This is a genomic window from Mixta tenebrionis, assembly GCF_006517625.1.
Lineage (GTDB): Bacteria > Pseudomonadota > Gammaproteobacteria > Enterobacterales > Enterobacteriaceae > Mixta > Mixta tenebrionis.
This window is the reverse complement of record NZ_VHQI01000004.1, coordinates 146,549-168,980: the sequence shown is the minus strand read 5'-3', so window position 1 is coordinate 168,980 and position 22,432 is coordinate 146,549. Positions and strand designations below refer to the sequence as shown.

Sequence of the window (22,432 nt, the reverse complement as noted above, 5' to 3'; positions counted from 1 at the left end):
CCTGCGTCAGCAGGGTTCAAACCATTCGCTATTCTGTTCCGCAATCGGGGTAATGGAGAAAATCATCTCCTGAAGATGACGACGCATCGCCTGTTCGGCGCCGTCGGCGTCTTTATTACGCAGGGTGCTGAAGATCTCCTCGTGCTGCTCAATCACGCTTTCCGGCGGAGAGACGTTGCTGAGCGTCAGGAAGCGCACGCGATCCATGGTGGCCTTGATATTTTCTACCGTTTCCCACGCCAGCTCGCAGTTGATGCTTTGCGCGATAAGCCGGTGAAACTCATCATCCAGCTGCAGGAACGCCTGAGCATCCTGACGCTGCGCCGTGATTTTTTGCAGTTGAAGATTATGCTCCAGCGCCATCAGCGCTTCGGGCGCGGCCTCGGTTGCTGCACGGCGCACCACGGCAATTTCAACGGCCTCGCGAATAAAGCGGCCATCGGCCACGCGCTGCGCGGAAATCTTACGCACAAAGGTGCCGCGCTGCGGCAGAATCTGCACCAGCCCGGCTTCCGCCAGCTTAATAAAGGCTTCGCGCACCGGCTGGCGTGAGATATTGAAGCGGGAGGAGACCTCTTTCTCTGACAGCAGCGAACCCGGAGGAATAACACAGGTCACGATATCCCGACGCAGAAAGCGGTAGATCTGCTGGTTAACGGGTTCGCTGGTAGTAATGGTGTAGGGTATCGACATGCGATAACTTCCTGAGCTGGCTGGACGCGAAAGCGTTCAGTCTAAACAGACCGCCCACTCCGCGCCAGCGCTTTTTTACAGGCGTAATCAATAGCTTGTTATAACCTGCTTAACGGTTTCTTTTGCTCCGTATTGCTGTAGCTGCTGATAGAAATGCAGAACGCGCGCCGTAAACTGAGTATTGGCCGGTAAATCTTCGCCAAATACCTTTTGCAGCGAGAGCAGCGCGGTAATGCGCGCTTCACCGTCATTGCTTTCGCTTACCAGCTGGGCCAGCGTCTCTTTCAGCGGATCGTTGATCTCAATCGCCGCACCCTGTTCATCGACGCCGCTGACATAGCGTATCCAGCCCGCTACGCCCAGCGCCAGCAGATCGAAGCGGCTCTGATGCGCCAGATGCCAGCGAATGCTGTCGAGCCAGCGCTGCGGCAGCTTTTGCGTGCCGTCGGAGGCGATTTGCCAGGTGCGGTGCTTAATGGCGCGGTTTTTATAGCGGGCGATCAGCGAATCGGCATAGGCGTTAAGATCGACATTTTGCGTGCGCAGCGTCGGCGCCTGCTCGGCCAGCATCAGCGTATGGGCGGCGCGCAGGAAGTGCTCGTCGGCCATGCAGTCGCTGATGTGCTGATAGCCGGCCAGGTAGCCGAGGTAGGCGAGGAAAGAGTGGCTGCCGTTCAGCATGCGCAGCTTCATCTCTTCAAAAGGCAGCACATCCTGCACCAGCTCCGCGCCTGCTTTTTCCCAGGCCGGACGTCCGTTAACGAAATTATCCTCGATTACCCACTGGAAAAAGGGTTCGCACTGTACGGCTACCGGATCGTAGCAGCCCAGCTTTTCGCCCAGCGCATCCAGCGCTTCCTGCGTCATTGCCGGTACGATGCGGTCTACCATGGTGGAAGGGAAGGTCAGGTGCTGACGGATATAGTCAGCGAGCGCCGCATCCTGCGCCTGCGCCAGCTGTACCACGACGTTACGCGTGACGTGGCCGTTTTCCGGCATGTTATCGCAGGACATTACGCTGAAGGGCGGCAGGCCGCGATCGCGGCGGCGGCGAATAGCGGCCAGGATCACGCCCGGCAGCGACTGCGGCGCATCGGGATGAGCAAGATCGTGCTGAATAAACGGATGTTCCAGGTTCAGCTCGCCGGTGGCCGGATGGTGGCAGTAGCCTTTCTCCGTCACCGTCATGGAGACGATGGCGATCTCCGGCTGGCTCATCGCTTCAATGACGGCATCAATGCCGTCGGTGCGCGCGTCGATAGCCGCGCACAGGGCGCCGATAACGCGCGAGGTTTTGCCGCTGTCCGCCATTTCGGTGACGCTGTAAAGATGATCCTGCTTACGCAGCGCGCCGATCAGATCGCTGGTGCTCTGCAAATTAATTTCGCACTCGATATAACCCCAGTCGCTCTGCTGCTCGCGCGCCAGGCGATCGGCGCAGACGGCCTGGTGGGCGCGATGAAAGGCGCCGAAGCCGATATGCAGAATGCGCGGACGCAGGCGGGCGCGGTCATAGTCGGGAAGTTTAACGTCGTTGGCCAATGTCTCAACGGATAGCATGGAAGAGTCCTTCTGACTTAACGTAAAAGGCGCGCCGGAGCGCGCCGGAAAAATTAGGCTGAAACGGGGGTGCTGCTGGCTTTAGGGCTTTTAATCACAAACAGTACCAGGAAGGCGCCGAGCGCGGCGATAACGCCCGCCAGCACAAAGGCGCTGTCGAACTTGCCGGTATGCTGCACGATAAAGCCGGTAACGATCGGGCCGATAATGCCGGAAATGCTGCCCACCAGGTGGATAAAGCCGCTGATGCCGCCCACGCGGCTTTTATGCACCACGTCCTGAATGATCGCCCAGTAAATAGCCCCGGTAATATAGAGGAAGAAGATGGATATCGACATCAGCAGCACCGCAGACGTCACTCCTTCTACCGTACCCGCCAGCGCGACACAAAGCGCAGCAGCCAGTAACGCGACCACCAGCACAATTTTTCGTGACAGCAGCAGTCGCCCGGTGATGTTGAAGATTTTATCAGAAATCCAGCCGCCCAGCGCCAGGCCGACGAAGCCGACGATCCACGGAATCACGGTGGTCATACTCATCGATTTAATATCCAGCCCGTGCGCCTGCACCAGATAGGCCGGGAACCAGCTGAGGAAAAAGAACAGGATGTAGTTGTAGCAGAAAAAGGCGAAGGCGGTGACCAGGATAATCGGCTGGCGCAGATAGTAGCCGAGGCCGTGTGACGCCTGCGACAGCTCCGGCTCATCGCCCGGCTGCGCCTCTTTCAGTTTCTCAATCAGCGCGCGCTCTTCGGCGGAGACGCGTTTGCTGCGCGCCGGATTATCGGCGGCGACAAAGAACCAGATAACCATCCAGACGATGCCGATTGAGCAGATGATAACGAACGCCGGACGCCAGCCGAACGCCAGCGCCAGGTAGCCGATAATCGGCCCGGCGACGGCGCCGCCCAGCGGTGAGCCGGCGCTCAGGAAGCCCATAGCGGTCGCCGCCTGTTTTTTCGGGAACCAGCCGTTAATCGCCTTGTTGGCCGAGGCGCAAATCGGGCCTTCCGCCATGCCGAACAGCACGCGCAGAATCAGCATCGACCAGAAGCCGGTGGCGATAGCGGTCAGGCCGCAGAACAGCGACCACATGCCGACGGCGAGGCCCATAACCAGCGTCGGGCCATATTTATCGGTGGCGAGGCCGCCAATAAAGTTAAACAGCGCATAGCCGAAAAAGAAGCTGCCGAAAATCATGCCGAACTGTTCAGCATTGAGCATCAGATCTTTTTCGATCATCGGTACGGTGAGCGAGAGGGCAACGCGATCGAGGTAGTTGATCATGTAGACCAAAAACAGCAGAAGTACGATGGTCCAGCGTAGATTCTTGAACATGGTATCTCCGTAATATTTTGATAATTATAATATTTTACGGGAGGGCGGCGTGGCCGCCCGACCCTGGCTTATTCAACAGATAAAATAACTTTGCAACAGGTGCGCGGATCTTTTTCAAACAGCGTCATCGCCTGCTCAACCTGTTCCAGCGGGAAGTAATGCGTCACCAGCTTCTCCGGCTGGATAGCGCCGCGCTCCATCCACTCGATTACCTGTGGGAAGCGATGGCTGTTAAGCCGTGAGGTAAACAGCGACAGCTCTTTACTGGTCAGGCTCTGCTGCGTGATGGTGCAGGGCTCGGCGGAAAAGCCGAGCAGCCCGATACGCGCCGCCGGCGAAGCCAGCGCCGCCGCTTCGGCCAGGATAGAGGGATGGCAGGCGGCATCGATAATCAGCGTTGGCTGCACGCCTTCCAGCTGGGCGGCCAGCGGCGTCTCGCTGTTGTTGAATACCGCGTCGGCGCCGTTCTCTTTCGCCATCGCCAGACGTTCCGGCAGACGATCGGCCACCAGCACCTGCTGCACGCCGTAAACGCCCTTCAGCGCCTGGATTGCCGTCAGGCCCATCGGCCCGGCGCCGTAAACCAGCGCAATATCCTGCGCGGTCGGTTTCAGGAAGGCGGCGATATTGGCCGCGATGGTAAAGGGTTCAATCAGGCTGGCCAGCTTATCGGGGATGCTGTCCGGCACTCGCCAGGCATTGCTGGCGGGCGCAACGGCATACTGGCTAAAGCCGCCGTCGCGGTGGACGCCGATTACCTGCAGCTCCCGGCAAACATTGGGACGCCCTACCGAACAGGGGTAGCAGTGGCCGCAGCTGACCACCGGATCGACCGCCACGCGTTCGCCGATGCGTCCGCTGTCCACGCCGGGACCGACGGCGTCGATTACGCCGAAAAACTCATGGCCGATAACGCGCGGATAGCGGGCAAAAGGGTTGTGACCGTGCCAGATATGTACGTCAGAGCCGCAGATGCTGGCGTAGCGTACTTTAACGCGCACTTCGCCTGCGGCGGGTTCAGGCAGCGGACGATCCTGAATGCGCAGTTCGTTCGGCTGTTCAATAACGACGCTTTTCATAGTGTTCTCCTTACCAGTTCCACAGCGTGCCGTCTTCCAGACGCGCCACCGGCAGATAGGCCGGATCGTAGGGGTATTTCGCCGCCAGCTTCTCATCGAATTCGATGCCGAGGCCCGGCTTGTCGCCCGGATGCATATAGCCGTTATCGAAGGTCCAGTTATGGGGGAACAGCTCCAGCATCTGCTCGGAGTAACCCATATATTCCTGCACGCCGAAGTTCGGCACCCAGAGATCGAAGTGCAGCGCCGCCGCCATGCAGATAGGTGAAAGATCGGACGGGCCGTGCGAGCCGGTGCGAACCTGGTAGAGCGAGGCGAAATCGGCGATGCGGCGCATGCCGGTGATGCCGCCTGCGTGGGTGATGGTGGTGCGGATATAGTCGATCAGCTGTTCTTCAATCAGCTGCTTGCAGTCCCAGATACTGTTAAAGACTTCGCCCACGGCGATCGGCGTAACGGTATGCTGGCGGATCAGACGGAAGCACTCCTGGTTTTCCGCCGGCGTCGGATCTTCCATCCAGAACAGGCGGTAATCCTCGATGCGTTTGCCGAAGCGGGCCGCTTCGATCGGCGTCAGACGGTGGTGCATATCGTGCAGCAGGTGCTCGTCAAAGCCGAAGCGATCGCGCACCGCTTCAAACAGCTTCGGCGTGAAATCGAGATATTTTTCAGTAGACCAGAGCTGCTCTTCCGGCCAGTTGCCTTTGGTTGCCGGCTCATAGGCCAGCCCTTTGCCTTTCGCCATGCCGTAGGTGGTTTTCATCCCCGGCACGCCGCACTGGACGCGAATCGCCTTAAAGCCCATCTCTTTATGACGCGCGTAATCTTCCAGCACTTCATCGATGGTGTGGCCGGTGGTGTGGCAGTAAACCATAACGCCGGTGCGTGAAGCGCCGCCCAGCAGCTGGTAGAGCGGCATATTGGCTGCTTTTGCTTTGATATCCCACAGCGCCATATCGACGGCGGAGATAGCGGACATAGTGACCGGCCCGCGACGCCAGTAGGCGCCTTTATAAAAGAACTGCCAGATATCTTCGATCTGGTGCGCATCGCGGCCAATCAGCTGCGGGCAGATATGATCTTTCAGATAAGAGGCGACCGGCAGCTCGCGCCCGTTGAGCGTGGCGTCGCCGATGCCGGTCAGGCCTTCGTCCGTGGTGATTTTAAGGGTGACAAAATTCCTGCCGGGGCAGGTAACAAACACTTCAGCTTTAACAATTTTCATTTTTTGACCTTTCTAACGACGGTGAATGTCTGAAATTTAAGCTCTGTCGTACTACCATACAAGTAGTCTTGCGCCAATGAGCGATCGCCGTCACACTGTTTTTTAAAACGGTTAATGCTGCTGCCAGTCCTGATATTCTTTCTGCCTTCTGGCGGGCGCCGTTTCCGGCAGGCGCAGAATGCCGATCAGCGACAGCAGACCGAGGAGGATCATATAGGCCGCCAGCCCGCGATAATGGCCGCCGCTCATCTGCAATATTTTCACCGCGGTTAAGCCAAGAATACCGCCGCCGATCAGCGAGCCTACCTGCCAGATAAGAGCGATGCCGCTACAGCGGATATGGGTGGGAAACAGTTCCGGGAACCAGGCGGCCTGCGGGGCGTAACACATGCTGTGCCCCAGCGTCAGCGCCACAATCATCGCCAGCTGCGTCAGCCAGCCGTTGCCGGTTTGCAGCAGCATAAACCACGGGATAATGGTTAACGTCAGCAGCAGGGCGCCGAGAAAATAGATGCGGCGGCGCCCGAAGCGATCGGAAAGATGCCCCATTAGCGGAATGGCGATAATCTCCAGTACCACCGCGACGATCATCGTTTCCATTAGCAGGCTGGCGTCAAGCTGGTTCGCCTTGCCCCATGCCAGTACGATAACGGTAAACATACCGAAGGCGCAGGCTTCAATCAGCTTCGCCAGCACGCCGTAGCAGACCAGGCCGGGATAATCCCGCACCACTTCTTTGAGCGGCCGTGATTCCGCCGCTTTGGTGGCGCGAATTTTGGCGAATACCGGCGATTCATCAATGCGCAGGCGGATAAACATCCCTACCACCACCAGCACCGCGCTCAGCAGGAAGGGAATACGCCAGCCCCACGCCTGCATATCCGCCGGCGTCAGCGTGGCGTTAAGTAACGCAAACAGCGCCAGCGGCAGCAGAAAACCTGCGGGCGCGCCAATTTGCACCCAGCTGGCGAAAAAACCGCGGCGGCGCGGCTCGGCGTATTCAGCGGTCATCAATACCGCGCCCGCCTGCTCGCCGCCGACGCCAAATCCCTGAATAATGCGGATGGCGATCAGCAGCAGCGGCGCCCAGATGCCAATCTGCGCGTAGGTCGGCAGCAGCCCGATGCAGAACGTTCCCAGCCCCACCAGCAGAATGGTGATCACCAGCGCTTTTTTGCGGCCTACCTTATCGCCGATATGACCGAAAACCATGCCGCCAAGCGGACGCGCGAGAAAGCCGACCGCATAGGTGGCAAAGGCGGCAAGCGTGCTGATCAGCGGATCGCTGGAAGGAAAAAAGAGCGGGCCGAAAAACAGTACGGCGGCGGTGCCGTAGGCGAAGAAATCATAATATTCCGCGGCGGTGCCGATAGCTGAGGCGCTGGCGACGCGGCGTATCAGGGAAGTGCGTTGTAGCGGTGCGGCGGTGTGAGTTTGAATATCCGTCATGCGTTTTCCTTATGGGGTGCAGCAACACGAGTTGACTACCATACCAGAGCGAAAAAGCGCTGCCGCGAAGAGGATCACGCTGATGAAAATTCGATCGAAAGCGGAGAATGACCTGCCTGCCGGCGTAAGTCAGCAGCAGACAGGCGTAGAGAAGGGGGTGAGAAGACGTCAGGCAAGTAGCGGACAGAGCGGCGGCAGGCGGCAGGCCAGCGCGCCGGGCGCCACTTCGATATAAAATTCGGTGCCGCTGAGCGGCTCGCCGTCCAGGTTAAAGGTCATCTCATTCGGCGAGGTAATTTTCAGCCAGGGCAGGGTGGCGGCAATAATATTGGGATTCTGCTCGTCGCTGGTTAGCGAATGCAGCAGCGTTGAGAGCAGCTCCTGCGACGTGACGATGCTGAGATCCAGCAGTCCGTCATTAATCAGCGCCCGTGGGCAAAGGCGTTGCCCGCCGCCCGCCTGGCGTCCGTTGCCGACGCCGATGGCTAACGCATCGCCGCGCCAGTCAAAGTCGGGGCCGGCGATAGCGCAGCTGTCCGCCTTTAGCGTATCCATGCGCATCAGGCCATGAATAAAATAGGAGACGCCGCCCAGCGCGGACTTCAGCTTTTCCGGGGTTTCGGTGGTGATGCGGGTGCCAAAGCCGCCGGTCGCCATATTGATAAAATAGCGCTCGCCGTTTACGCGCGCCAGATCGATATTGACCGCCTTGCCGAAGATCGCCAGCCGCAGCGCGGCCTCAGGTTCTTCCGGGATGCCGGCGCTGCTGGCGAAGTCATTGGCGGTGCCCAGCGGCAAGATGCCGAGCACCGGACGCGAAGCGGCGGGCAGATGCGCCAGCGCGTTCGCCAGTTCGTTAATGGTGCCATCGCCGCCGCCCGCCACCACCGTGGCGGCGTTTAGCCTGACGGCCTCCTGCAAATAGCGTTCGCCGTCGCCCGCCTCCCAGGTAACGCGCACCGCTATTGGATAGCCTTCAGCGCGCAGCGCGTAGATCGCTTCGCGCAGCGCGTCGTTGTCAACGCCTTTTCCGTTAAGAATGACCAGCGTCAGAGCCTGTTGTTCCATGCTATTTCCCTTGCAGCCAGTTATGCAATTTTGTCCATTGAGTTTATAGCACAGACGGGAGAAACGCAGCGCGGCGGCGGGGCTTTCGGAGCATGCCGAAAGAAAAAACCCGCGCGGGGGAGCCGGGCGGGCGAAGGAGGTGGTTCCTGGTACAGACTGCTGTTTATTTTTGCTCGTTTTAGCAAGCGCGATGTTAACGAGAAACCGCGCCGGCTAATGTGATCAATTTCTAAAAACGGTTACCGGGCGAAATTATTTTACCGCGGCGGTCCGATTTTCGCCGTGTGGATCACGCGTCGTGGTGCCGTTCAGGTTACGCATCAGCAGCGCAAAGGCGATATCCATATCCGCCGGAACCGGCAGCCAGACGATATGTCCGTTGCCCGGCGCCACCTCCAGCGGCTGACCCTTATCGTTCTCCAGCGCAGCCAGAGTAAAGTGGAGATTGCCGGCGGGCGTCATCAGTTCCAGGCTGTCGCCGAGCGAAAATTTGTTTTTTACCGCTACCTGCGCCAGGTCGCCGCGCCGTTCGCCGGTAAATTCGCCGACAAACTGCTGACGATCGGAAACGGAATAGCCGTAATCATAGTTCTGGTAGCTGTCATGGGTATGGCGGCGCAGGAAGCCTTCGGTATAGCCGCGATGCGCCAGCCCTTCCAGCGTCGCCAGCAGGGTGGGATCGAAGGGCTTGCCGGCGGCGGCATCGTCGATAGCGCGGCGATAAACCTGCGCGGTACGGGCGCAGTAGTAAAATGATTTGGTGCGGCCTTCGATTTTCAACGAGTGGACGCCCATGCGCGTCAGGCGCTCAACGTGCGCCACCGCGCGCAGATCCTTCGAGTTCATGATATAGGTGCCATGCTCATCTTCGAAGGCGGTCATATACTCGCCGGGACGCATCGCCTCTTCAATCATAAATACTTTGTCGGTCGGCTGACCGGCGCCGAGAGTCGGCGTAATGTTCTGTACCGGGATCGGCTCATGCTGATGGACGATATTGCCCACCTCATCCTCTTTGCCTTCCTGCACCTTATATTCCCAGCGGCAGGCGTTGGTGCAGGTGCCCTGGTTAGGATCGCGCTTGTTGATATAGCCGGAAAGCAGGCAGCGGCCGGAGTAGGCCATGCAGAGCGCGCCGTGAACGAAAATCTCCAGCTCCATTTCCGGCACCTGGCGGCGGATTTCTTCGATCTCTTCCAGCGACAGCTCGCGCGACAGAATCACGCGCGTCAGCCCCATCTGCTGCCAGAATTTTACCGTCGCCCAGTTTACTGCGTTCGCCTGTACCGACAGGTGAATCGGCATCGCCGGAAACGCCTCGCGCACCATCATAATCAGGCCGGGATCGGACATAATCAGCGCGTCCGGCTGCATATCGATTACCGGCTGCAGGTCGCGGATAAAGGTTTTCAGTTTGGCGTTATGCGGCGCGATATTCACCACCACGTAAAACTTTTTGCCCAGCGCGTGGGCTTCTTTAATGCCCTGCGCCAGATTCTGATGGTTGAATTCATTATTGCGCACGCGCAGGCTGTAGCGCGGCTGGCCGGCATATACGGCGTCGGCGCCATAGGCGAAGGCGTAGCGCATATTTTTCAGCGAGCCGGCGGGAGAGAGCAGTTCCGGTTTAAACATAGCGTTCTCAGTCTGATGTCAGGTCAGATATTGCGGACGGGCACACCGACATTGATGGCCCGTTAAAAGGGAGAAGAATTCTAAGCGCCGTACAGAGTGATGTAAATTGCGCTAGATCAAACGACACACATCCGCCTCCCAGCGGTAGCCCATGCCATAGACGGCGCGGATAAAGGGCTGATCGGCGTCCAGCGCCTCCAGCTTGCGGCGCAGGTTCTTAATATGGCTGTCGATGGTGCGGTCGGTCACCACGCGATAGTCGTCATACAGGTGATTCAGCAGCTGTTCGCGCGAAAAGACTTTGCCCGGCTCCTGCGCCAGCGTTTTCAGCAGGCGAAACTCAGCGGGCGTCAGGTCGAGCGTTTTACCGTCCCAGCTGGCCTGGAAGCGGCCTTCGTCAATCACCAGCGGCGAGGGCGGCACGCTCTCTTCCGCCGGGCGACGACAGCGACGCAGAATGGTTTTTACGCGCGCCACCACTTCACGTGGGCTGAAAGGCTTGCAGATATAGTCATCCGCGCCGATCTCCAGCCCCAGCAGCCGATCGATCTCTTCGATTTTGGCGGTCACCATAATAATCGGCAGTTCGGAAAAGCGCCGCAGCTCGCGGCAGACCGACAGGCCGTCCAGGCCGGGCAGCATCAGATCCAGCAGCAGCAGATCCGGCGGCGTCTGCCGCACAAAGCTTACTACCTCATCGCCGCGCGCCAGGTGATGGGTACGGTAGTTGGCCGCCTGCAGATAATCAATCATCAGCTGAGCGATCTTCGGCTCATCTTCCACAATCAGGATCAGTGGCGGGGTAAATTCATTCATGGGCTGACTGTTCAGAGTTTATCGTACGGTAAGTCTACCCTGATTTGCAGCCCACCTAAATCGGAGTGATCCGCAGACATCACGCCGCCATGCGCTTCGACAATATTTCGACAGATAGCCAGCCCCAGCCCGGAGCCGCCGCTGGCGCGATTGCGCGAGCCTTCGGTGCGGTAGAAGCGTTCGAAAATCTGTTCGCGCTGGGCGTCATCCACGCCGGGCGCGGAATCGTCGATCAGCAGCCGCCAGCCGGTGGCGCTGGCGTAAAGCGCCAGGCTGACGCTGCCGTTGCGATCGGTATAGCGCAGGCTGTTTTCCAGCAGGTTAGTAAACAGCTGGATCAGCCGGTCGGGATCGCCGAAAAACGGCGCGTGCTCCGGCAGCGTCAGCTTCAGCGTCAGGTTATGGCTGGCGTAACGGGCGTGAAAGTTGCCGGCTACCAGCTCCAGCAGCGCCGCCAGATCGGTATCGCTTTTACGGTAGGCGAGGGCGCCCTCGTCGGAAAGCGAAAGCTGGTGCAGATCGTCCACCAGCTTGGTCAGCGTGGCGACCTCCATCAGCAGCGAGCTGACCGCCTCCGGCGTCAGCTTGCGCACGCCATCCTGCATCGCCTCCAGCTCGCCGCGCAGGATCGCCAGCGGCGTGCGCAGCTCATGCGAAATATCCGCCATAAAGGCGCGGCGCATGCTTTCATTTTTTTCCAGCGAGCTGGCGAGGCGGTTAAAATCCTGCGCCAGCCGCCCCAGCTCATCATTACTGCTGACTGCCACCCGGCTGGTGAAGTGTCCCGCCGCCAGCTGATGGGTGCCCGCCACCAGTCGCCTGACCGGCGCCAGCAGGCCGCGCGACATCAGCCAGGTCACCGCCGCCGCCAGCAGCGTCGACAGCCCGACGATTAGCCAGCTGGTGCGGCGCTGCTGTTGATCGAAGTTGATATCGGCGCTGCGCGTCAGCCGCTCCGGCGGCGAGCCGACCACCCAGCCGACTACGTGGCCGTTAGCGGTGGTAATGCTGTGCCGGATGCCTTCCTGCGGCACCCGCGCGTGCGGGCCAAACAGCACGCGGTAGCGCTGATCGACCACCCAAAACTGCGTGCGCCAGCCGTGCGGCGGCAGATAGCTATTGGTATCGGGATTTTGTTCCAGCGAGCGCAGGATCGAGAACATCGACCGGTTATTATTGCGCAGGAAGTTCCAGTTGCCGTGCTGCTGATACTGCTCCGCCAGCGCCTCGCTCATTAGCGACAGCCGCTGCTCATTGCCGCGCTTGATATAGTCAATAAAACCGTGCTCAAAGCTGAGCCGCACCCCCCAGTGCATAGTGATCAGCACCAGCATGCAGGTAAAGAAAATCGCGCAAAACAGCTTCGCGCTGATGCCAAAACGCAGTTTATCCATTAACGTGACGATCTCCTGCGGCTCAGCGCCGCGTTTTTACTGAACTGCTGGGGTACGCGCCAGAATACCAGCGCGGGCAGCGCAATAATCAGCGCCACGCAGAGCCAGGTGTAAATAAAGGTTTCATGCGCCATGGCGCTGTCGGCGGCGGCATGGTGACCGAAGGCGCCCAGCAGCAGCCCGGCGACGGTCACGCCGATACTCATTGAAAGCTGCATCACCATCGACAGCAGGCTGTTGCCGCTGGAGGCGAGATTATCCGGCAGCTCTTTCAGCGTCAGCGTATTCATTGACGAGAAGCGAATCGCGTTAACCATTCCCTGCAAGAACAGCACCACCGGCAGCGCCCAGATCCACCCCAGCAGCGCCGCCAGCGGAAACAGCAGCACCACGACGGCGAGCGCCAGCGTCGAACCGACCAGTACGTTACGGTAGCCGAAGCGGTTGACGATCTGCACCACGATGCGCTTCATGCCCATATTGCCGAGCACCATCGGAATCATCATCAGCCCGGCGTGGAACGGGCTGTAGCCAAGGCCGAGCTGTAAAAACAGCGGCGTCATAAACGGCAGCATGCCGCTGCCGATGCGCCCGGTCAGGCTGCCGAGCAGGCCGATGGAGTAGGTGCGGTTAGCGAACAGCTTCAGGCTGAACAGCGCGTTCTCATTGCCGCGCGCGTGCATCAGATAGAACAGCAGCGCAAACAGGCCGGAAAGCAGCAGCAGCCCCAGCCTCAGCGGCGCGGCGTCGCGCTGACCGTCCAGCGCCAGCGTCAGCGTCGCCATACCGATCGCCAGCAGCAGAAAGCCGGAAAAGTCGAAGCGGCGCGTTTGCATAGCGTAGTTCGGCATCAGCGTCAGGGTGGCGATGGCGCCGAGAATGCCGACCGGCAGATTAATCAGGAAGATCCAGTGCCAGCTGGCGTACTCCACCAGCACGCCGCCCAGCGCCGGGCCGACCAGCGGGCCTACCTGTCCCGGCAGCGTTACAAAGGTCATTGCCGCCATATACTGCGCGCGCGGTACGATTTTCATTACCGTCAGGCGGCCTACCGGCACCAGCATCGCGCCGCCGAAGCCCTGCAGCACGCGCGCCAGCACCAGCTGATCCAGCGAACCGGCCAGCGCGCAAAACAGCGAGCCGAGGCTGAACAGCACGATGGCGCTGAAAAAAATATTGCGCACGCCGAAGCGATCCGCCAGCCAGCCGCTGAGCGGCAGCGTGACGGCGACGGTCAGCACGTAGGAAACCACCACCGAATGCATCTGGAGCGGATCGACGCCCAGATCACGCGCCATTGAGGGCAGGGCGGTGTTAACAATAGTGGTATCCAGCGTCTGCATAAAAAAGCCGATGGCGACAATCCATAGCTGCCAGCGCACCGATGCAGATTGAGCACTCTTCATAGTTTGCCTCTGTTATGCGCCGGCCCGCCAGGCGGCGGGTTAGCCAGCCACCGGCACCGGCGTTTTGCGTCGACGCAGCTTATCCATATAGAGATAAACCACCGGCGTGGTATAGAGCGTTAACAGCTGGCTCATTACCAGACCGCCGACAATGGTAATCCCCAGCGGTTGTCGTAGCTCCGCTCCATCGCCGCTGGTCAGCACCAGCGGCAGCGCGCCCAGCAACGCCGCCAGCGTGGTCATCAGGATCGGGCGAAAGCGCAGCAGCGAGGCCTGATAAATCGCCTCGCGCGGCGCCATGCCGCCGTTGCGCTGCGCATCCAGCGCGAAATCGACCATCATAATGGCGTTTTTCTTCACGATGCCGATCAGCAGCATAATACCGATCAGCGCAATCAGGCTGAACGGCGCGCCGAATCCCTCCAGCGCCAGCAGCGCGCCGACGCCCGCCGACGGCAGGGTCGAGAGGATGGTCAGCGGATGGACATAGCTTTCATATAATATGCCCAGCACAATATACACCGTGGCGATGGCGGCAATTATCAGCCAGAGCTGGCTGTTCTGCGTCTCTTTAAACACCTGCGCGGTGCCGGCGAAGCTGCCGCGCACGCTGGAAGGGACGCCGAGCGCGGTCATAGTACGCTCGATGGATTCCGACGCCTGCGACAGCGAGATGCCGTCGGGCAGGTTAAAGGCGATGGTCGAGGCGGCGGAAAGTCCCTGATGGTTGACCGACAGCGGCGCGTTAGCCGGCTGCCAGCGGGCAAACCAGGAGAGCGGAATCGCCTTGCCGTCGCCGTTAACCACGAACATCTGATCGAGCGCGCTGATATCCTGGGTGTAGCGCGCATCGACTTCCATCACCACCTTATACTGGTTCAGCGGCTGATAAATGGTGGAAACCTGGCGCTGGCCAAAGGCGTTATTAAGCAGGGCGTTGGCGTCCGCCACGCTGATACCGAGCCGCGCCATGCTTTCGCGATCGTAAGTCAACGCCATCTCCGCGCCCTTATCCTGCTGATCGGAGCTGACGTCGGCGAGCTCCGGCAGCCTGCTGAAGGCCTGACGAATTTTCGGCTCCCATTCACGCAGATCGCTCAGGCTGTCCGACAGCAGCGTGTACTGGTAGCTGGCGTTGGCCTGGCGTCCACCGACGCGAATATCCTGTACCGGCATCAAAAACAGGCTGGCGCCCGGCTCTTTCGCCAGCTTGACGCGCAGGCGGGCGATAATCTGTTGAGCGCTCTCTTTACGCTCGGAGAGCGGCTTCAGCGAAATAAACATCGAACCGCTGTTGGTGCGCGAGCCGCCGGTAAAGCCGGTCACGTTATCTACCGCCGGATCTTCACGAATAATTTTCATAAAGTCCGCCAGCTTGCCGCGCATCGCCTGGAAGGAGATGCTCTGATCGGCGGAGATAAAGCCCATCAGCCGCCCGGTGTCCTGTTCCGGGAAAAAGGTTTTCGGAATGGTGATATAGAGATAAACCGTCAGGCCGACGGTCGCCAGCAGCACCAGCAGCGTCCAGCGGGCGCGATCGAGCACCCAGTGCAGCGAGCGGCCATAGCCGTGCTGTAATCCCTGCATCAGGCGGTTAAAGCCGCTACTGCGCGGCGCGGCGCCCGGTTTTGCCTTCAGCAGCCAGGCGCACATCATCGGCGTTAAAGTCAGCGAGATTACCAGCGAAATCAGAATCGCCACCGACAGCGTGACGGCGAATTCGCGGAACAGACGGCCGACCAGCCCGCCCATCAGCAGCAGCGGGATAAACACCGCTACCAGCGACACGCTCATCGACAGTACGGTAAAACCGACTTCCCGTACCCCCTGCAGCGCCGCCTGTAGCGGCTTCATGCCCGCTTCAATATGGCGGGAAATATTCTCCAGCACTACGATGGCGTCATCCACCACAAAGCCGGTGGCGATGGTCAGCGCCATCAGCGACAGGTTATTCAGGCTGAAGCCGCACAGATACATGGCGGCGAAGGTGCCGATCAGCGAGACCGGCACCGCCACCGCCGGGATCAGCGTGGCGCGCCCGGAGCGCAGGAACAGAAACACCACCAGAATCACCAGCGCTACGGCGATCGCCAGCGACTGCTCCACTTCTTGCAAAGAGGCGCGGATGGTTGGCGAACGATCCTGAGCGATGGCCAGCGAGACGGCGGCGGGAATGGTTTCACGCAGCTCCGGTATTTCGGCGCGAATGCGATCCACCGTTTGAATGATGTTGGCCTCGGCGGTTTTGCGGATCACCAGCAGCACCGCCGGTTTGGCGTTGGTCATCCCGGCGTTGCGTACGTCCTGCACCGAGTCGCTGACCGTGGCGACATCCTGTAAGCGCACCGCCGCGCCGTTGTTGTAGTGCACCACCAGCGGGCGATACTCCGCGGCGGTTTTCAGCTCGTCGTTGGTTTTCAGCTGCCAGCGTTGCGTGCCGTTTTCCAGCGCCCCCTGCGGACGACGCACGTTGGCGGCGGAAATGGCTGAGCGCACCGCGTCCAGCGAAACGCCCTGGTTAAACAGCGCCTGCGGGTTGAGCGCCACGCGCACGGCGGGCAGCGAACTGCCGCCGACGGTGACGTCGCCGACGCCTTCGATCTGCGACAGCTTCTGCGCCAGCTGCGTGGAGGCGTAATCGTAAAGCTGGCCGGGCGTCCAGTCATCCGAGGTCAGCGTCATAATCATAATCGGCGCGTCGGAAGGATTGGCTTTACGCCAGTTGGGACGGCTCGGCATGCCGCTCGGCAGCAGACTCTGCGCCGCATTGATCGCCGCCTGCACGTCGCGCGCCGCGCCGTTGATATCGCGATCGTAGTCAAATACCAGAATGATGCGCGTACTGCCCAGCGAGCTGCTGGAGGTCATTTCACTGACGCCGGCGATGCGCCCCAGCGAGCGCTCCAGCGGCGTGGCCACCGAGGATGCCATGGTTTCCGGCGAGGCGCCGGGCAGCGAGGCGCTGACCATAATTACCGGAAAATCGACCTGCGGCAGCGGCGCGACCGGCAGCAGGCGATAGCCGAGAATCCCTACCAGCGCGATCGCCAGCGTCAACAGACAGGTAGCGACCGGGCGGTAGATAAACAGCGCAAAGAATTTCACGAGGCCTCCCCGGAGTGCAGGCGACGGCGGGTATAGTGCGCCAGGCGATCGAACAGCAGGTAAATCACCGGGGTGGTAAACAGCGTCAGTACCTGACTGAGGATTAGCCCGCCAACCATAGCGATACCGAGCGGGCGGCGTAATTCTGCGCCGACGCCGGTGCTCAGCATCAGCGGCAGCGCGCCCAGCAGCGCCGCCAGCGTGGTCATCAGAATCGGCCGGAAGCGCAGCAGGCAGGCCTGGTAGATCGCCTCGTAGGGGGTTTTACCCTGTTCGCGTTCGGCGGCCAGGGCGAAGTCGATCATCATGATAGCGTTTTTCTTCACAATGCCGATCAGCAGGATGATGCCGATAATGGCGATCACATCCAGTTCGTGCCCGCTGAGCATCAGCGCCAGCAGCGCGCCGACGCCCGCGGTAGGCAGCGTCGACAGGATGGTAATCGGGTGAATAAAACTTTCATACAGCACGCCCAGCACGATATACATCGCCACGATAGCGGCGACAATCAGCCAGACCGTGCTGCCCAGCGCCGCCTGGAAGGCCAGCGTGCTGCCCTGAAAGCGGGTCATAATATCTGACGGCATGGCGAGATCTTTCTCCGCCGCGACCATCGCCTCAACCGCCTCGCCCAGCGAATAGCCTTCGCTCAGATTGAACGAGAAGGTCGTTGAGGGGAACTGATCGAGATGGTTCACCGTCAGCGCCCCGTGACGCTGCTCAATCTTTGCCAGGGTGCTGAGCGGCACCGCGCCGCCGTCGCTGGTGGCGATACGGATATCATTCAGCGCCGCAAGGCCTGGCGTCTGGCGGGTATCCTGTTCCAGCACCACGCGATACTGGTTGGCCTGGGTATAGATAGTGGAGATCAAACGCTGGCCGAAAGCGTTATACAGCGCGTTATCGATATCGCTCATGCTGATGCCGAGACGGCTGGCGCTGTCGCGATCGACGTTCACGTAAGCTTCCAGCCCTTTATCCTGCCAGTCGCTGCTGACATCCTTCAGCTGGGGCAGGGTACGCAGACGGGCCACCAGCTGCGGCACCCATTCGCTCAGCGCCTCCAGCGAGCTGGTTTGCAGGGTAAACTGATACTGGGTGCGGCTCAGCTGGGTATCGATGGTCAGATCCTGCACCGGCTGCAGCCAGAGCGTGACGCCGGGCAGCTGAGCAACCGCACTTTGCAGGCGCTCCACCACTGCCGGAATACGATCGGCGCGTTCATCCAGCGGCTTGAGGTTGATCTGTACGCGCGCGCTGTTCAGCGCCGGGTTGGTGCCGTCCACGCCGACAAAAGAGGTTACGCTCTGCACCGCCGGATCGCGTTCGATAATCGTCGCCACATCGCGCGTGCGCTGCGCCATGCTGGCATAGGAAACGCTTTGCGGCGCCTGCAGGGTGCCCTGAATAATGCCGTTGTCCTGCAGCGGGAAGAAACCTTTGGGGATCAATACCCACAGCAACAGCGTCAGCAGCAGCGTTGCCAGCGCCACGCCCAGCGTTATCCACGGATGTTGCAGCACGCGCGTCAGGCCGCGCCCGTAAACGGCGATAATGCGTTCAAACATCGCTTCGCTGGCACGGGAAAAGCGATTCTGCCTGCGCAGCGATTCCGCATTCAGCATGCGCGCGCACATCATCGGCGTCAGCGTCAGCGAAACAATGGCGGAGATCAATATCGCTACCGCCAGCGTCACGGCGAACTCGCGGAACAAGCGCCCGACGATATCGCCCATAAACAGCAGCGGGATCAGCACCGCAATCAGAGAAAAGGTCAGCGAGATAATGGTAAAGCCGATTTCGCCCGCGCCTTTCAGCGTCGCCGCCAGCGGCTTCTCGCCCTGTTCGATATAGCGCGAGATATTTTCAATCACCACGATAGCGTCATCCACCACGAAGCCGGTAGCGATGGTCAGCGCCATCAGCGTCAGGTTATTAATGGAGAAGCCAAGCAGGTAGAGTACGGCAAAGGTGCCGATCAGCGAGAGCGGCACCGCCACCGCCGGAATGATGGTGGCGGGCACGTTGCGTAAAAACAGGTAGATAATCATCACCACCAGCGCCAGCGCCAGCAGCAGCTCCATCTGGACATCGTGCACCGAGGCGCGAATATTGGTGGTGCGATCGGAGAGCAGGGTAACCTCAACCGATTTCGGCAGCGAGGCGGTCAGCTCCGGCAGCAGGCTGCGAATATTGTCGGCGGTGGCGATAATATTGGCGCCCGGCTGACGCTGTACGTTAAGCACAATCGCCTGCTGGCGGTTGGCCCAGGCGCCCAGCCAGCTGTTTTCCGCGCCCTGTTCCACGCTGGCGACATCGCCCAGCCGGACCGGCGCGTTGTTACGATAAGCAATAATCAGCTGGCGATAATCTTCCGCCGACTGCATCTGATCGTTTGCCGATAGCGTAATCGAGCGTTCCGGGCCGTCCATGCTGCCCTTCGCCGAATTAACGTTGGCGCTGGCGATGGCGGTACGTACCGTTTCGCTGTCGAGACCGAGCGAGGCGAGCGCCTGCGCATTCATTTTTACCCGCACCGCCGGGCGCTGCCCGCCGGACAGCGTTACCAGGCCGACGCCGCTGACCTGCGAAATTTTCTGGGCGATACGGGTTTCCACCATATCCTGCACCTGGGTCATCGGCATACTGCTGGTGGTTACCGCCAGCGTCATAATCGGCGGATCGGCGGGGTTGACCTTGCTGTAGACCGGCGGATTGGGCAGATCGTTCGGCAGCAGGTTAGTGGCTGAGTTAATTGCCGCCTGCACCTCCTGCTCGGCGACGTCAAGCGGCAGCGTCAGCTGAAACTGTAAGGTTACCACCGAAGCGCCGCCGGAACTCTGCGACGACATCTGCTGCAGGCCGGACATCTGGCCGAACTGACGCTCCAGCGGCGCGGTAATTGCCGAGGTAACTACGTCGGGGCTGGCGCCGGGATAGAGCGTAACTACCTGAATCGTGGGATAGTCCACTTCCGGCAGGGCGGAAACCGGTAAAAAGCGATAGCCGAGAATACCTGCCAGCAGAATAGCCACCATCAGCAGAGTAGTGGCGACCGGACGCAGGATGAAGTGGCGGGATGGCCCGCCGGTAGCGTTAGGAGGCAAAACCTGCATCAGGCGCGATCTCCTTTCGCGCGATCGCCACGCGTGCGTGCATCCTGCGCCGGCGCGGGCGTTTTTTCCTCTGCGGCGGTGGACTGCGGGGCTACCACTTCAACCGTTGCGCCTTCCGTCAGGCGATCCAGCCCGTCGGTAACCACACGCTCGCCCGCGCTCAGACCGGCGCTGATGACGACTTTCTGGCTGTCCTGCAGGCCGGGCGTGACGCTTTTCTTGCTGACTTTATTATCGCTGTTCACTACCCAGACAAAATTGCCTTCGCTGCCCATCTGTAGCGCGGCGGCGGGGATTACCACTGCATCGTGCAGAGTATTGACCTTCAGGCGCGCATTAACGAACTGATTAGGGAACAGGCGATCGTCTTCATTGCTGAAGCGCGCTTTAAGCTTAATGGTGCCGGTGGTGGTATCAATCTGGTTATCCAGGCTCAGCAGCGTGCCGCTGGTCAGCAGCTCGCTGTTGCTGCGATCCCAGGCCTCGACCAGCAGCGGCTGGCCCGCTTTCTGCGCCTGTAAAATCGCCTGAATGGTATTTTCCGGCAGGGTGAACAAGACGTCGATAGGGTGAGTTTGCGTCAGTACCACCAGACCGCTGGCATCGCCGCTGGAGATATAGTTGCCGACGTCTACCTGTTTCAGGCCGGCGCGCCCGTCAATAGGGGCGGTAATGCGGCTGTAGCTGAGGTTCAGCTCGGCGCTGGCGACGCTGGCTTCGTCAGCCTTGATCGTGCCCAGCGTTTCGCTAACCGCTGAGCGCTGGGTATCCAGCTCCTGCTGTGAAACCAGGTGGGTTTTCGCCAGTTTTTCATAGCGCGCCAGGTCACGTCGCGCGTTGGCCAGGGTGGCGCGATCGCGCGCTAACTGGCCCTGCGCCTGGCTTAGCGCTACCTGATAGGGACGCGGATCGATCTCAGCCAGCAGCTGGCCCGCTTTGACCTGTTCGCCTTCTTTAAAGTGTAGCGCCATCAGCTCGCCGTCGACGCGGCTGCGTACCGTGACCGTATTAGCGGCGGTTACGGTGCCGAGGCCGGAAAAGTATTGCGGCACGCTTTGCGTCTGCGCGCTGGCCGCCTGTACCGGCGCCAGCGGCATATTGCGCCGTCCGCCTTTGCCGCGCTGCTGCTGCGCCGGCTTGCCGCCCGCGCCTTCCGTACCGCTGCCTGCGCCGTGCGGCCACAGGAAATAAGCGGCGACGGCGCCCAGCGCAACAAGGATAAGTAACAGCATTTTTTTCGGGATACGGCGTGAGGCATTCATTGCGGTTTTTTGCTCTCCGGCAGTGTAATCAAAGGTTCCAGGCGGGTTAGCGCAACCGCTTCCCGCAAAGGTAGCCAGTGTAATTATCAAATAAGCTAAAAAAATGGAGGAATTAAGAATAACTGTAAGGGTGCGGTAAGGCTGACGTAAGTATCTGCGATCTCGCCGTATGAGACAAATCTACCGGCGGCTTTTTCATTTTTCGCATTAGCGATGCCATAAATAGCCAGGGCAGAGGCGTGGTTGTTTGCTACGCTCATCAACAGGTTGGCAACAGATTAATTCAGGAGAACAATGATGAGTCAGATTGAAACCCGTCAGCTGGGGCGCAGCGGCATTGAAGTACCTGCGCTAACCTTCGGCGGCAACGTGTTTGGCTGGACTGTCGATCGGGATACCTCTTTTTCGCTGCTGGATGCGCTGGTGGAAAAAGGGCTCTGGTTCATCGATACCGCTGATGTTTATTCCCGCTGGGCGCCGGGCAACGAGGGCGGTGAATCGGAAACCATTATCGGCAGCTGGCTGAAAAAAACCGGCAGGCGCGACAGCATCATCCTGGCGACCAAGGTAGGTATGGAGCTGTCGCCGGAGAAAACCGGCCTGGCAGGCAAATATATCCGTCAGGCGGTAGAGGATTCGCTGCGTCGCCTGCAGACCGACTATATCGATCTTTATCAGGCGCACCGCGATGATGATAAAACGCCGCTGGAAGAGACGCTGAAAGCCTTTGACGATTTAATCAAAGAGGGCAAGGTGCGCGCTATCGGCGCATCCAACTATTCAGCGGCCCGCCTGAGCGAAGCGCTGCAGGTGAGCGAACAAAACGGTCTGGCGCGTTACGAAACCCTGCAGCCGGAATATAACCTCTACGATCGTAAAGAGTATGAGAGTGGGCTGGAGCAGGTAGCAAAAGAAAACGGCCTCGGCGTGATCAACTACTACTCGCTGGCCAGCGGCTTTCTCAGCGGCAAATACCGTCGCCCGGAAGACGCCAGCAAAAGCCAGCGCGGGCAGGGCGTGGTAGAGAAATACCTCAACGATCGCGGGCTGCGAATTTTGCAGGCGCTGGACGAGGTGGCGCAGGCGCGTAACGTTTCGCCGGCGCAGGTGGCGCTGGCGTGGCAGATCGCCCGTCCTGGCATCACCGCGCCGATTGTCAGCGCTACTTCGCTGCAGCAGGTGGATGAGCTGGTCAAAGCCGCCACGCTGCGTCTGAACCTGGATGAAATTGAGAAACTGACGCAGGCCAGCAGCTATTAAGTCGCAGCCGTGTCACGCCGGGTGCGG

Annotated in this window: 15 protein-coding genes; 1 reads left to right on the top strand and 14 read right to left on the bottom strand. The window is 60.0% G+C overall.

The window, feature by feature from the left end; genetic code table 11:
- Positions 1-6 precede the first annotated feature (6 nt).
- The 14 genes from FKM52_RS08200 to FKM52_RS08135 all read right to left on the bottom strand — a co-directional run bounded on the left by FKM52_RS08200 (position 7) and on the right by FKM52_RS08135 (position 21,145).
- Complete coding sequence (locus tag FKM52_RS08200) at positions 7-693, bottom strand: GntR family transcriptional regulator (protein ID WP_141175720.1); 687 nt, start codon at positions 691-693, stop codon at positions 7-9.
- A gap of 87 nt (positions 694-780) precedes the next feature.
- Positions 781-2,253 (bottom strand): mannitol dehydrogenase family protein, encoded by a 1,473-nt coding sequence (locus FKM52_RS08195; protein ID WP_141175719.1) that lies wholly within the window; start codon positions 2,251-2,253, stop codon positions 781-783.
- Positions 2,254-2,306: 53 nt separating this feature from the next.
- Entirely contained in the window at positions 2,307-3,590 is a 1,284-nt protein-coding gene (locus FKM52_RS08190) for an MFS transporter (protein WP_141175718.1), read from the bottom strand.
- A gap of 68 nt (positions 3,591-3,658) precedes the next feature.
- On the bottom strand, positions 3,659-4,669 hold the full coding sequence (locus FKM52_RS08185) for a Zn-dependent oxidoreductase (RefSeq protein WP_141175717.1): 1,011 nt from the start codon (positions 4,667-4,669) through the stop codon (positions 3,659-3,661).
- Positions 4,670-4,679: 10 nt separating this feature from the next.
- Positions 4,680-5,894, bottom strand: coding sequence for a D-mannonate dehydratase ManD (gene manD / locus FKM52_RS08180; RefSeq protein ID WP_141175716.1), 1,215 nt, complete (start codon positions 5,892-5,894; stop codon positions 4,680-4,682).
- A gap of 111 nt (positions 5,895-6,005) precedes the next feature.
- Positions 6,006-7,343, bottom strand: coding sequence for an MFS transporter (locus FKM52_RS08175; RefSeq protein ID WP_141175715.1), 1,338 nt, complete (start codon positions 7,341-7,343; stop codon positions 6,006-6,008).
- Between the two features lie 168 nt (positions 7,344-7,511).
- Entirely contained in the window at positions 7,512-8,411 is a 900-nt protein-coding gene (yegS, locus tag FKM52_RS08170; protein ID WP_141175714.1) for a lipid kinase YegS, read from the bottom strand.
- A 252-nt stretch (positions 8,412-8,663) separates the two neighbouring features.
- A complete protein-coding gene (gene trhP / locus FKM52_RS08165) occupies positions 8,664-10,046 on the bottom strand; it encodes a prephenate-dependent tRNA uridine(34) hydroxylase TrhP (protein ID WP_141175713.1) in 1,383 nt (460 codons plus the stop codon).
- A gap of 111 nt (positions 10,047-10,157) precedes the next feature.
- Positions 10,158-10,862 carry an envelope stress response regulator BaeR gene (gene baeR, locus FKM52_RS08160; protein ID WP_141175712.1) on the bottom strand — a complete coding sequence of 235 codons (705 nt, stop codon included), beginning with the start codon at positions 10,860-10,862 and terminating at the stop codon, positions 10,158-10,160.
- Between the two features lie 11 nt (positions 10,863-10,873).
- Positions 10,874-12,256: an envelope stress sensor histidine kinase BaeS gene (baeS, locus tag FKM52_RS08155; protein WP_141175711.1), complete on the bottom strand. Its 1,383-nt coding sequence runs from the start codon at positions 12,254-12,256 to the stop codon at positions 10,874-10,876.
- Entirely contained in the window at positions 12,256-13,662 is a 1,407-nt protein-coding gene (mdtD, locus tag FKM52_RS08150; RefSeq protein WP_141175710.1) for a multidrug transporter subunit MdtD, read from the bottom strand. Before mdtD ends, baeS begins: the two co-directional genes overlap by 1 nt.
- Positions 13,663-13,701: 39 nt before the next feature.
- Positions 13,702-16,767 carry a multidrug efflux RND transporter permease subunit MdtC gene (mdtC, locus tag FKM52_RS08145; protein WP_141175709.1) on the bottom strand — a complete coding sequence of 1,022 codons (3,066 nt, stop codon included), beginning with the start codon at positions 16,765-16,767 and terminating at the stop codon, positions 13,702-13,704.
- Entirely contained in the window at positions 16,764-19,883 is a 3,120-nt protein-coding gene (locus FKM52_RS08140; protein WP_141175708.1) for an MdtB/MuxB family multidrug efflux RND transporter permease subunit, read from the bottom strand. The genes mdtC and FKM52_RS08140 overlap by 4 nt, the downstream gene beginning before the upstream one ends.
- Entirely contained in the window at positions 19,883-21,145 is a 1,263-nt protein-coding gene (locus tag FKM52_RS08135) for an MdtA/MuxA family multidrug efflux RND transporter periplasmic adaptor subunit (protein ID WP_141175707.1), read from the bottom strand. Before FKM52_RS08135 ends, FKM52_RS08140 begins: the two co-directional genes overlap by 1 nt.
- 297 nt (positions 21,146-21,442) lie before the next feature.
- Between FKM52_RS08135 and FKM52_RS08130 the strand changes: the two genes are divergently transcribed.
- The gene (locus FKM52_RS08130) at positions 21,443-22,405 is read left to right on the top strand and encodes an aldo/keto reductase (protein ID WP_141175706.1); all 963 of its coding nucleotides are present in this window, start codon (positions 21,443-21,445) and stop codon (positions 22,403-22,405) included.
- Positions 22,406-22,432 lie beyond the last annotated feature (27 nt).